This is a genomic window from Sphaerisporangium fuscum, from assembly GCF_018531465.1.
Lineage (GTDB): Bacteria > Actinomycetota > Actinomycetes > Streptosporangiales > Streptosporangiaceae > Sphaerisporangium > Sphaerisporangium fuscum.
On sequence record NZ_JAHDTF010000006.1, the window covers coordinates 153,081 to 164,962 of the forward strand.

12 protein-coding genes are annotated in these 11,882 nt (G+C 70.6%); 7 read left to right on the plus strand and 5 right to left on the minus strand.

Translation table 11 applies throughout. From position 1 onward, the window contains the following. Positions 1 to 155 precede the first annotated feature (155 nt). Positions 156 to 1,100, minus strand: a complete 945-nt coding sequence (locus KIK05_RS09770) for a phosphotransferase family protein (RefSeq protein WP_214410280.1) — start codon at positions 1,098 to 1,100, stop codon at positions 156 to 158. A gap of 178 nt (positions 1,101 to 1,278) precedes the next feature. On the opposite strand from KIK05_RS09770, the gene KIK05_RS09775 reads away from it, so the two are divergent. Then, positions 1,279 to 2,016 carry an SAM-dependent methyltransferase gene (locus KIK05_RS09775; RefSeq protein ID WP_214410281.1) on the plus strand — a complete coding sequence of 246 codons (738 nt, stop codon included), beginning with the start codon at positions 1,279 to 1,281 and terminating at the stop codon, positions 2,014 to 2,016. Positions 2,017 to 2,049: 33 nt separating this feature from the next. Here KIK05_RS09775 and KIK05_RS09780 read toward each other — a convergent pair whose 3' ends face one another. After that, positions 2,050 to 2,697, minus strand: a complete 648-nt coding sequence (locus KIK05_RS09780; RefSeq protein WP_214410282.1) for an FMN-binding negative transcriptional regulator — start codon at positions 2,695 to 2,697, stop codon at positions 2,050 to 2,052. A gap of 42 nt (positions 2,698 to 2,739) precedes the next feature. Next, the gene (locus KIK05_RS09785) at positions 2,740 to 3,576 is read right to left on the minus strand and encodes an EamA family transporter (protein ID WP_214410283.1); all 837 of its coding nucleotides are present in this window, start codon (positions 3,574 to 3,576) and stop codon (positions 2,740 to 2,742) included. A gap of 112 nt (positions 3,577 to 3,688) precedes the next feature. Here KIK05_RS09785 and KIK05_RS09790 point away from each other — a divergent pair, with 112 nt between their 5' ends. After that, the gene (locus tag KIK05_RS09790) at positions 3,689 to 4,273 is read left to right on the plus strand and encodes a helix-turn-helix domain-containing protein (RefSeq protein ID WP_214410284.1); all 585 of its coding nucleotides are present in this window, start codon (positions 3,689 to 3,691) and stop codon (positions 4,271 to 4,273) included. Positions 4,274 to 4,334: 61 nt separating this feature from the next. Here KIK05_RS09790 and KIK05_RS09795 read toward each other — a convergent pair whose 3' ends face one another. Both KIK05_RS09795 and KIK05_RS09800 read right to left on the minus strand, forming a co-directional pair. Then, a complete protein-coding gene (locus KIK05_RS09795) occupies positions 4,335 to 5,525 on the minus strand; it encodes a serine hydrolase domain-containing protein (RefSeq protein ID WP_214410285.1) in 1,191 nt (396 codons plus the stop codon). 212 nt (positions 5,526 to 5,737) lie between these two features. After that, positions 5,738 to 6,757: a glycoside hydrolase family 113 protein gene (locus KIK05_RS09800; protein WP_250562516.1), complete on the minus strand. Its 1,020-nt coding sequence runs from the start codon at positions 6,755 to 6,757 to the stop codon at positions 5,738 to 5,740. A gap of 118 nt (positions 6,758 to 6,875) precedes the next feature. On the opposite strand from KIK05_RS09800, the gene KIK05_RS09805 reads away from it, so the two are divergent. The 5 genes from KIK05_RS09805 (at position 6,876) to KIK05_RS09825 (ending at position 11,857) form a co-directional block, all read left to right on the plus strand. Next, positions 6,876 to 7,490 carry a TetR/AcrR family transcriptional regulator gene (locus KIK05_RS09805; protein WP_214410286.1) on the plus strand — a complete coding sequence of 205 codons (615 nt, stop codon included), beginning with the start codon at positions 6,876 to 6,878 and terminating at the stop codon, positions 7,488 to 7,490. A gap of 93 nt (positions 7,491 to 7,583) precedes the next feature. Beyond that, positions 7,584 to 8,657, plus strand: coding sequence for a LacI family DNA-binding transcriptional regulator (locus KIK05_RS09810; protein ID WP_214410287.1), 1,074 nt, complete (start codon positions 7,584 to 7,586; stop codon positions 8,655 to 8,657). Between the two features lie 120 nt (positions 8,658 to 8,777). After that, positions 8,778 to 10,040: an extracellular solute-binding protein gene (locus tag KIK05_RS09815; protein ID WP_214410288.1), complete on the plus strand. Its 1,263-nt coding sequence runs from the start codon at positions 8,778 to 8,780 to the stop codon at positions 10,038 to 10,040. Between the two features lie 3 nt (positions 10,041 to 10,043). Continuing rightward, positions 10,044 to 11,006, plus strand: coding sequence for a carbohydrate ABC transporter permease (locus KIK05_RS09820; RefSeq protein WP_214410289.1), 963 nt, complete (start codon positions 10,044 to 10,046; stop codon positions 11,004 to 11,006). After that, entirely contained in the window at positions 11,003 to 11,857 is an 855-nt protein-coding gene (locus tag KIK05_RS09825; RefSeq protein WP_214410290.1) for a carbohydrate ABC transporter permease, read from the plus strand. The genes KIK05_RS09820 and KIK05_RS09825 overlap by 4 nt, the downstream gene beginning before the upstream one ends. The last annotated feature ends 25 nt before the right edge of the window (positions 11,858 to 11,882 follow it).

Genomic DNA, 11,882 nt, shown 5'->3' on the forward strand with positions numbered 1-11,882 from the left:
TTGACGGAGCAGTGATGCCACGCTCTGAAGCTGATCATCCCGGAAACGCCCTGGATCTAGCCGTGACACATCTACTAAACAGTAATGGAATGGGCGGGCCCCCCGGTCACGACCCCCTCCGAACGGGACCTCATGGCTCTGCCCGGCGGTGCCCGTCAGGATCGGCCGGTCAGGGTGCGGATGTCGTCGGCGATGCCGGGCAAGGGTGAGGTGTCGCCGATCGACGCGAACCAGTCCCACAGTTCGAGGGCGTGGTAGAGCCGGTAGAGACGCAGGCGTTCGGGCCAGTCGGGAGGCAACGGCCCGTAGCCGTCGAGCAGGCCGGAGAGCTTGGCCCGGTCACCGCGGATCGCGTAGTAGTCGGTCTTGGCCAGGTCCAGCAGGGGGTCGGCGGCGACGGCGTTCTCCACGTCGACGAATCCGGTCAGCGTCCAGCCGCCGGCTCCGTGCGCCACCAGGACGTTGCCCTCATGGAAGTCGTTGTGGCACAGCGACGGGCTCTCGCACCGTGCGAACAGCCTGCTCTGCTCGGCGACGCGCGCCCTGACCGCGTCGTGCAGCGCGGGATCGCCGCCGTACTCCCCGAACTCGCGGAGTTTCTTGGCGAACTGCCGCCTCATGTAGGTGGTGTTGTCCGGCGCGGGATCAAGGACGCGGGTGGTCAGGTAGCCGTAGGCGTCCTGCCCGATTCGGTGCACCGCCGACAGGGCCTCGCCCATCTGCCGGTAGATGCCGCGCAGCTCGCCGCCGTCCAGCTCGCCGGCCACCTCCGACAGCGGCCGGCCGGGAAGCCTTGTCATGATGGTGAAAGCGGAGCCGATGAGGTCGGTGCTCCGTTCGGCGTGCATGATCGTCGGGACCGCCGCGACACCGTGGTCATTCAGGACGCGATAGAGGTGCACTTCTTTGGCGAGCTTCCACCGCCACTGCTCGGAGTAGATCTTCACGATCACCGGGTCCGGCGACTCGGTGTGGCGGACCTCGTAGACGGCGCTCAGCTGCCCGCCCGTCCGGGCGAGGACGCCGGTGACGGTGGCGTGCGGCCACACAAGGCCGGCGACCGCTCCGGCCTGGCGCGGCGTCAGAGATCGATCAGGCACGCGGGACACCATAGGCCGGGCGGTTCGCGAGCTTCAACCGGAATTCGGCGCCGGTGGACTGGGGACGCCCGCCACCACCGGCGGCCGGAGTCCCGTCCCGGTGAGCAGGGACGGGACTCCGCGCGGGTCGCGGGAAAACGAGGTGCGCGAGATTTTCGGGCGCTGCCAGACTGCGCCGGTGAACCGTGAACAGATCTCCAGGATCGCCCATGCCGATCACCCGATAAAGTCCCCGCTCGGCGACGGCTCGGTGAGCCGCCTGCTGGAGCAGGGCCTGCCGCGCGGCGACGAACGTGTGCTCGACCTCGGCTGCGGCGGCGGGGAGTGGCTGCTGCGCGCCCTGGCCACCCGCCCCCTCCTGCACGCCGAAGGGGTGGACACCTCCGAGGACGCCCTGGCGCATGCTCGCCAGGCGGCGCGCCGCCTCGGCGTCCAGGAGCGCCTGGTCCTGCACCACCAGGACGCCGCGGCGTTCACCTCCCCGCACCCTTTCGATCTGGTGATCAGCGTCGGGGCCACGCACGCCTTCGGCGGGCTGGCGCCCACTCTGGCGGCGGCCCGCGAACATCTGGCCCCCGGCGGGCGCGTCCTGATCGGGGAGGGATTCTGGTCGGGTGATCCCTCTCCGGAGGCCGCCGAGATGCTGGGAGACCTCAGCGACCTGCCGGCGACCGTGGAGCAGGTCGTCGCCGGCGGATGGACCCCCGTCCACGGGCACATCAGCACCCGCGAGGAGCTGGACGGCTACGAGTGGGCCTGCTGGGGATCGCTGGCCGCCTGGGCACTGGACCACCCGTCCGACCCCGGCAGTCCGCAGGTGCTCGCGACCGCCACCACCCGCCGCACCGAATGGCTGCGCGTCTACCGGGACGTCTTCGGGTTCCTGTGCCTGGTGCTACGGGAGACACCCGCCTGACCACCGGCCCCCGCTCGCCTCCTTCGGTGCGGGTCAGGGCTTCCAGGGGCCGATGCGGTCCAGGCGGCGGCGCTGCTGGCGCGCGGTGGGGACGTCCAGGCCCTGGCCGCGCGCGGTGAGACGGTCGGCGACATCTGTCCGGTGCTCGACGGGTTTGTGGTCGTCGTACTTGAACTTGGCCAGCACTTCGGTGACCTCCATGCGCAGGCCGCGGATGCCCGACAGCATCCGGCCGTAGGGGGGCTGGTCGACGGCGACGGGGGCGTGGTCGCCGCCGGGCTGGAAGTGGGCCAGCTGGCGGCGCAGCAGCTCGGCCTTGGCCTCGGGGTCGTCGACGATACCGGCGCGGCAGGTGAACTGGACGGCGGTGTAGTAGCTGGTGGGGACGCCGTCGCGGGGCGGGGTGCCGGCCTTGGCGCGCCAGGGGCCGGGGATGAAGGCGTAGTCGCCGATGACGGTGAGGACGACGTTCGGGTCGCGCTCGATCGCCTTCCAGACCGGGTTGGGCCTGGCGAGGTGGACCAGGAGGTCGGGTCCGTCGCACGTGAAGTGGGTGGGGACGACGACGGGCGGGTGGCCGGGCGGGCCGTTGACGCTGAGCTGCCCGAAGTCGTGGCCTTCGGCGATCCAGGTCCGCCACTCGGCTTCGTCCAGGCCGGCGTCCCAGGGCTGTACGAACATGCTGTCTCCTTGGTGGGGCGGTGTGGTGGGTCGCGGGCTGGCTCAGGCCAGGGCCAGGAGGCCGACGGCGACGGCCGCGGCGCCCAGGCCGACGAGCTGGCCGCGGTGGACGCGTTCGGCGAGCACGCAGCGGGCGAGCAGGACCGTGCCGGCCGGGTAGAGGGCCGTGATCACGGCGACGACGGCGAGGTCCCCGCCGCGGGCGGCGATCAGGAACAGCAGGTTCGCCACGGAGTCCAGCCCTCCTGCGGCCGCCGACATCGCGTACGCGGGCCGCTCGGAGCCCAGCTTGCGGCGCATCAGCCCCGCCGCGGCCAGGGTGAGGGCCGAGGAGACCGCCCGGCCCACGATCAGCGGAGCCACCCCGCTGTCGGACGGCGCCTGGTGCAGGAAGATCAGCTGGAGGGCGATGGCGGTGCCCGCGCCGAATGCCAGCAGCAGCGCGGTACGTGAGGGGCGCGCCGAGCCCGCGCCGAGCCCGGCGCTGACCAGCACCACCGCCACCAGCGCGAGCGGCAGGCCCGCCAGCCCGGCGGCGGCCAGGTGCTCGCCCTGCAGCAGTCCCGCGCCGACGGGCAGCGCGGCCGACACCAGCGCGGTCACCGGCGACAGCACGTTCATCGGGCCGATCGCCAGGGTGCGGTAGAGCAGGGCGAACGCGGCGGCCGAGGCGGCCCCCGAGGCGGCGCCCCAGCCGAGGGCCGCGGCGCTGAACGAGGCGCCGAGCAGCGGCCACAGCAGCAGCTCGACCGCGAGACTGGCGGGGGCGGCGATCATCACGGTACGCAGCACGTGAGCCCTGCGGGCGCCGAGGCCGCCGAGGAAGTCGGCGCATCCGTAAGCGAGCGAGCTGCCGAGGGCCAGCAGCAGAGCGATCACGGCCACATCCCTTACCATTCATTAGAACGACCAAACAGTACAACAGACCGACCGAGTCAGCCAAATGACCGAATGGTTCACTCGAATGGTCCACTGCGAGGATGGTGAGCAGATGGCCGAGACGGCCGCAGCCCTGCGGACGGTCGCGCACAACGTCCGCGCGGCCCGCGTCCGCGCCGGACTGTCGCTGGAGGAACTCAGCCGGCGCGCCCAGGTCAGCAAGGGTGCCCTGGTGGGGTTGGAGAAGGCCCAGGGCAACCCGAACCTGGCCACCCTGGTCCGGCTGGCCGACACCCTCGGCGTCTCGGTGTCCGCCCTGATGCAGGGACCGCCCGAAGGCCGCGTCCGCGTCGTGTCCGCCGACGCCGTGGCACCACTGTGGACCGGAGAACGGGGCGGTCAGGCCCGCCTGATGCTCACGACATCGGGCCCGGCCCCCGTCGAGGTCTGGCGCTGGCGACTGGAACCGGACGAGGAATACCCCAGCCATCCCCACGGGGCCGGGGTCGTGGAGACCGTCAGCGTCACCTCCGGCCGGATGACCCTGGTCGTCGACGGCATCGAGCACGTCGTCCACGCCGGGCAGACCGCCACGTTCGACGGCGACACCCCGCACACCTACCGCGGCTCGGGCACCGAGACCTGCCACCTGATCATGACGGTCCACCTGCCGCCCGGTCCCGCTTCCAGGACCTGACCGTCCGGCGCGCACGCCGGGCCCGCAGGGGTGTCGAGGCGCCCGGCACCGCGGATCCGCGTCAGCTCGCCGCAGGTGATGGGCGGGGTCCGCACAGGGCGGTGTCCACGACCTTCATGAGGTGGTGGAACTCCTCCAGGTCGCGCGGCTCGGTGGTGATCGTCATGGTGACGGCACGCCCGAGACGGCCGGCACGGTCGACCAGGAGCCCCGCGGCCGTCGAGTAGCCGTGCATCTGACCGGAATGGCCGACGAAACCGCCGCACGACAGCTCGTTGCGTTCCAGGCCGAGGCCATAGCGTTCCACCGCCCCGCCCGGCGCGGCCTCGATCATCCGGGTCATCTGGGCGAGCTGGGCAGGGCGCAGCAGCTCACCGCGCAGCAAGGCCGTGAAGAAGCGGTTGACGTCGCCCGGCGTCGAGATCATGCCGCCGGCCGCGTCCAGGTGGCCGGTGTCCTGCTCGGTCACGTCGGCCAGGCCGGACGCCACCCGGATGTATCCGTGCGGATGCGGCCCCGGGATGCCGTAGGAGCCGGGACGCGGCAGAGAGGTCCCGCGGAGCCTGAGGGGCACGACGATCCGGCGGCGGACCTCATCACGCCAGTCCTTGGCCCCGGTGACCTTCTCGACGACCATTCCGAGCAGCAGGTATCCGGTGTTGGTGTAAGACCATTTCCCGGCCGCCCCGGGCGGGGCGAACGTGGGCCGCTTGCCCAGGGCGTGGCGGATCAGCTCGTCCCTGTCGTGGTGGTCGAACCGGTGCCGCGCGAACTTCTCGTCGTGCGGCAGCAGGTCCCCGGGATCGGGCAGGCCGCTGGTGTGCTGGAGCAGCTGCCTGATCGTGATGACCCGCCCGTCGCCACCTCTTCCTCGCACCACCCCGGGCAGATACCGCTCCACCGGCGTGTCGAGCCCGATCCCGCCCTCGCCGGCGAGCTGCATGACGACCGTGGCGACGAAGGCCTTGGTGACCGAGCCGATCCGTACCCGCCCGTCCGGCGGCACCGGCCGCCCGGTCCGCAGGTCGCCCGTACCGGCCCGCAGGGTCGCCTGGCGGCCGTGCGGCCCCGGCTCGGTCACGGTGATGAGGATCCCGGGGATCCGGTCCTCACGGACGATCCGGTCCAGTCGCCTCTGCAGCGCCGCCGGGTCGCGTCCGGGTGAGGCGTGCACCGCGGTCGCGGCGGCGACCACGCACAGCACCGCGCCCGCCGCCGCGGTCAGGCTCCTGCTCAAAGATAGAACGGCCACGTCGATCCTCTCGTGAGGTGTTCACCGAAAGCCCGGCCGGGCTGGACCAGCCTCACAGAGACAGAGGCGGATGACAGTGACGCCTGCTGCCCGATCCAGGGTGGACCCGGCTCCACCTCGCACCCCCCACGAGCATCACCCCGGCAGCGGCAGGGGCGCCGCGAACACGCCGTCCGCGGGGCGGATCGCCGGCTGAGGCGGCCGTCGCCGTCTCAGTGCTCCCGGTGGAAGTCGGCGAGGGCGGCGAACGCGGCCTTGGGTTCCCAGGGCATGTCGGGGTAGGTGACTCCGAAGCGGTCCTCGTAGACCTTGACGATGCCGTAACTGGCCAGGTCCAGGTCCTCGCGGGGGGAACCGTCGGGACGGTGCACGTGGTCGTACAGCGCGAAGGTGAACACGAACGTGGTGTCGACGCCGCCGGCGTCGAACGCCTCCAGCAGCTCCCGCACATACCTGGCCTGACCGGCCTCGTCCCGGGCGTACTCGCCGTTCAGCCGGACAGGGCCCTCGTCGTCGTACTCGACGATCTCCAGGCCGAGAGCGCCCCTGTCGCCGGCCCCCTGGTAGCCGGCCGCGCCGAACTCGGTGATCGCGACCGGCTTCCCCTGCGCGACCAGGCCCTGGACGCCTTCGGCGAAGCGGTCGGCGATCTCGGCCGACCGGTACAGATCCATGGACATGATGTCGAAGAGCGCCCAGTCGACGCGCTCGAGCGGCACGGAGGCGTAGGTCACCTTGCCGCCGAAGCGCTCCCGGACCAGCGGCACCGCCCTGCCGAGGAATTCGTTGACGCGTGCGCCGGCCTCCTGGATGTGCTCGCGCACCTGATCCGACCGGGTCAGCGACGCGATCCGCTCCCCGGTGCCGTCGCCGGGCAGGAACCCGGGATTCATCAGGCTCAGCTCGGCGCCGGTGACGAACACCACCTCGGCTCCCCGCCGCCTCAGCCGCTCGGCCCGTTCGGCGCAGTCCGCGAACAGCGACAGCATCTCCTCGGCGGCCAGTTCGAGGGGGTAGGGGGAGAACCAGACCTCCAGGCCCAGGTCGGCGGCATGCCCGGCCGCCACCTCGATCCGTTCGGGGTCGCCGCCCATGACGCGGACCGCGTCGCAGTGCAGGTCGTCGCGGATGACGCGCAGCTCGCGCCTGACCACCTCCGGGTCGAAGCGCTTACGGGAGATCGCTCCGTTCTTGACGAAGCCGGTGTCGTAGCTGATGCCTTTGGCGCGCACGTGGTTCCCTTCCTCCTGTGAAGACCATTACGGTACGCGCCGTACCCTACTTGCTGTCGTTCGTGGGATGTCAACCAGAATGGGAAGGTACGATCGGTACCGTTCCCGGGAAGGGGCCATGGAGGGGAATCCGGCGCGGCACCCAGGTGCCAGGCAGACGAGGCGGCGCGGAGCGGCCCTGGAGGAGGCGATCCTGCAGGCCGCGGTGGACGAGCTCACCGAGTCCGGATACGCCGGGCTGACCATGGACAAGGTCGCCGCCCGCGCCGGCACCAACAAGAACGCCATCTACCGCCGCTGGCCGAACAGCCTGGCGCTCGGCGTCGCCGCCTACCGGCGGCTGGCCACGACGGTCCCGCTCCCGGACACCGGCAGCCTGCGCGGCGACGTCCTTGAACTGCTGCGCCAGGCCAACCGTCACTGGAGTTCCCCGCTCGGCGCGATCCTGCGCGAGCTGTTCGCCGCGGCCGGCGGTGCGCCGGAACTCCTGGCGCGGTTGCAGGACCAGTCCGGTGACGCCGCGGCCGCCCCCTGGCTGACCCTCCTGGGGCGGGCGGTCGCGCGCGGTGAGGCGGACCCCCAGGCGCTCCATCCGCGGGTCGCCACCGTCGCCATCGTCCTGTTGCGCAACGAGTTCGTCCTGCGTGGAGCCCCTACCGCACCCGACGAGGTTCTCGTCGAGATCGTCGACGAGGTGTACCTGCCCCTGGTGCGGCGACGGGGCCCGGCGTGAGGCGCTCCCCATCCCACGCCGTCCCGGCGGCGGTGACGCGAGCGGCTACGATCGTCCCCGGGGGAGATGTCCGGAGAGGCGGTGGGTTGCCCGATGGCGAACAGGACGACCGTCTACGACGTCGCCCAGCGGGCGGGCGTGTCCATCGCGACGGTGTCGTACACCTTCCGGCAGCCGGAAAGGGTTCGTCCCGAGACCCGTGAGCTGGTCTTGCAGGCGGCGCGGGTCCTGGGGTACGTGCCAAGCGGGAGCGCGCGGGGGCTGGCGAAGGGCCGATCGCAGGCGCTCGGCCTGTACGCCTTCGACATGTTCCTGCCCTCCGACCTCAGCGCCGCCCCCGCGGACCTGGACACCCTGGTCCAGCGCGAGCTCGACGGCCTGGGCGACGTACGCCGGTTCCCGTTGTACGTCGATGAGATCCAGCGCGGGTTCGAGCTCGAGGCGCGGCGGCTGGGGCGTTCGGTGATGCTCGGGTCGGGGGCGAGCCGCGACTCTCTGGGCAGCATCGACCTGGCCGGCAGCGTCGACGGGCTGGCGATCTTCCCGGGGGACGCGGCGCGCGATCTGCTGGAGCACGTGGGGCGCGGCGTTCCCGTGGTGATCTTCAGCAGCCCGCCGATGGACGACTCGCTGCATCACATCACCGTGGCCAACGAGACCGCCGTGCGGGAGCTCGTCGACCACCTGGTCGATCACCACGGCCATCGGTCCGTCGCGTTCCTGGGGGAGCTGGCCGCCCCCGACATCGCCGCGCGTTTCAGAGGGTTCCAGGTCGCGCTGGCCGCCCATGGGCTGCCGGTCCCCGAGGAGCCTTTCGACACCACGGCGCTCACCCGCGACAGTCTGCGGTCGTTGCGGGAGGCGATCGCCTGCGGCGCCCTGCCGGACGCGCTGGTGTGCGCCACCGACCAGCTCGCGCTCACCGTGCTCGATCTTCTGGCCCGGCATGGCATCCGGGTCCCGCAGGACGTCGCGATCACGGGCTTCGACGGCATCATCGCCGGGCGCCTGTCGGCCCCCCGGCTGACCACGGTCCGTCAGCCGTTCGCGTCGATGGGCCGTCTGGCGGTGCGCATCCTCACCGACGCCGCGGCGGGGCTCGAACACCCGAAGTCCTATGTGCTGCCGACGCGAGTGGTGATCGGCGGCAGCTGCGGCTGTCTGTGACGACATCGGCCGCGTGACCTGCCCGGCCAAGTTGGGTCTCAATCGCGTATAGAACTAGATTTTGTGTCTGTTAAGCGCTTAGATTCTCGCAGGAGGTCGACAAAAAGGAAGGAACCGGACGTGCGGTACAGACCTGCGGGGGCTGTCGTGGCCATGCTCGCCATGGCGGCGACGCTCACGGCGTGCGGCCGAACCGACGAGGACGGCGGGCAGGCCCAGCCGTCCTCCACCGTCGCGGCGAAGGCGACGGGCACGATCACGATGTGGGCCATGGGCAACGAAGGAAAACTCCTGCCCGGCTTCGTGAAGAAATTCCAGGACGCCAATCCCGGCGTCACCGTCGAGGTGACCGCGGTGCCCTGGGACGCGGCCTACCAGAAGTTCCAGACCGCCATCGCGTCGGGGAACGTTCCAGACGTCGCCATGATGCCCGGCCTGCCGGTCTTCAAGGACGCCTTCGCCCCCGTCCCCGACGCCATCGACACCAGTGGCATGTACCCCGGGGCCGTCTCCACGGGAACGATCGGCGGCCGGCTGCTCGAAGTCCCCTGGTACGTCGACGTCCGCGTCCTGTACTACCGGACGGATCTGGCGGAGAAGGCCGGCTGGAAGAAGGCCCCCGCCACCTGGGACGAACTGCGGCGGATGGCCAAGGACATGCAGCAGAAGGCCGGCGCGAAATGGGGCATCCGCCTGCCCGCCGGCACGACGGGATCGTTCCTGTCCACCCTGTGGATGCCGTGGTCGAACGGCGCCGACCTCATGAACGCCGACCGGTCGGCGTGGACGCTCGACAACCCCGGGTTCGCCGAGGCCTACGAGTACCTGGCGTCGTACTTCACCCAGCGCATCGCCGACCCGAACGTCGACACCGCCACCGCCGCGGAAGTGAAGGACTTCCTGGCCGGTACGACGCCCATGGTGGTCGACGGCCCCTATGTGCGCAGCATCATCGCCATGGCCGCCGGCAAGCAGTTCGCGAGCAAGTACGCCACCGCGCCGCTTCCCGCGAAGAAGAGCTCCACATCGTTCGTCGGAGGGTCGAACCTGGTGGTCTTCAAGGCCGCCAAGAACCCCGACTCGGCATGGAAGCTGGTGCAGTGGCTCAGTCAGGCCCAGACCCAGGCGGCCTGGTACGCGGCCAGCGGGGATCTGCCCGCCGTGCGCGGCGCGTGGCAGGACCCGGCACTGGCTTCGGACCCGACGCTCGCGGCGTTCGGTGAGCAGCTCAAGACCGCCAAGGCGCCACCGCAGATCGTCTCCTTCGACAAGGTCGGCGCCGCCGGCGACTCCGCGATCGAGAAGATCGTCAAGGGCGGCGGGAAGGTGGCGGACGCGCTGCGGGAACTCCAGCAGCGGGCCGACGCCATCGGAGAGTCCTGAGCCGTGCCGAGATCCACACTCCTGGCGACGCCAGGGCGGGCGCGCACGTCCGGCGACGTGCGCCCCCGCCCGGCAGGAGGACCGGGCTCCGCCCGCCGGCGCCGCCAGACGATGATCGCCTGGATGTTCGCCGCGCCGTTCGTCGTCATCTTCGCGGTGTTCATGATCCTTCCGATCCTCAGCTCACTCGGCTTCTCCTTCACCGACATGACCGCCCGGGACATCCGAAAGCCGTTCAACGTGAACTTCGTCGGGCTGCGGCAGTACGCCGACGTGCTCACCGACCCGCAGTTCCTGCACGCGGCACGCGTGACGGCGCTGTTCGTGCTCGTCGGCATCCCCCTCACCGTGGGGCTCGGCCTGGCGCTGGCACTGGCGCTCAACTCGGGGACCCGGCGGTTCAGGCCGATCTACCGCCTCGGCTTCTACGCGCCGGTGGTGACGAGCGTCGTCGCCGTCTCGGTCATCTGGCGCTACATCCTCGCCCGCGACGGACTGCTGAACATGCTCCTGGCGGTGGCCGGCATCCAGGGGCCGGACTGGCTGAACAGCCCCACCTGGGCGTTGCCGTCGTTGATCGTGATGGCCGCCTGGCGCAACACCGGAACGCTCATGGTGATCTTCCTGGCCGGCCTGCAGGGCATCCCGGCCGAGATCACCGAGGCGACCGCGATGGACGGCGCCGGGCCCTGGCGCCGCCTGCGCAGCGTCACGCTCCCGCTGCTGCGCCCCACGATGCTCCTTGGCGGTGTCCTCATCTCGGTCGGCTACCTGCAGTTCTTCGAGGAGGCCTACGTGATGACCCAGGGCGGGCCGCTCGGCTCCACCCTCTCCATGACCTACTACACCTTCAACAGCTTCGGCTTCGGCGACCTCGCCAAGGCGTCGGCGGCGAGTTACATCATGTTCGTCGTCATCGCGGTGGCCGGTGTCGTGCAGTTCCGTGTGCTCAGGAGAACCACATGACCCGCACGACCGCACGCTCCCGGCCCTGGCGCGGACTCCCCCCGGCGCGAACGCTCAGCCACGCGGCGCTGACCGCGGGCCTTGCGGTGTGGCTCATGCCGTTCGCCTGGATGGTGCTGGGCTCGTTCAAGACGCAGGACGAGATCTTCGCCGATCCTCCGACATGGTGGCCACGGTCTCCCACGACCGGGAACTTCACACGCTGGCTCACACAGCTGCACTTCGGCACCTACTTCACCAACAGTCTCCTCGTCGCGGTGATCACGGTGCTGGGCAATCTGCTGTTCTGCTCCATGGTCGGTTACGCCCTCGCCAAGATGGACTTCGCCGGTAAACGGGTCCTCCTCGGCGTCGTGCTGGTGACCATCATGGTGCCCGGCGTGGTGACCTTCGTTCCCCTCTTCGTGATCGTCGCCAAGCTCGGGATCCTCAACACCTACGGCGCCCTGGTGCTGCCGTTCCTCACCCAGCCCGTCGGCGTCTTCCTGATGCGCCAGTTCATGCTCGACATCCCCGACTCCCTGATGGAAGCCGCCCGCATCGACGGCGCGTCGGAGCTGAGGATCTTCACCCGCATCGTGATGCCGCTCTGCGGCCCCGCACTGGCGACGCTCGGCATCCTCACCTTCCTCGGCTCGTGGAACAACTTCCTGTGGCCGATCGTGGCCAGCCAGTCCGAGTCCATGTACACCCTGCCGGTGGCGCTCTCGCTCTATTCCACCGGCCAGTACTCCACCGACTACGGCACCCTGCTCGCCGGCGCCGTCCTGATCATCACACCGATCCTCGCCCTGTTCGTCTTCCTGCAGCGCTACTTCGTCCAGGGCATCGCCACCGCAGGGCTCAAATGACACCACCCACACAAGGAGCAGACGT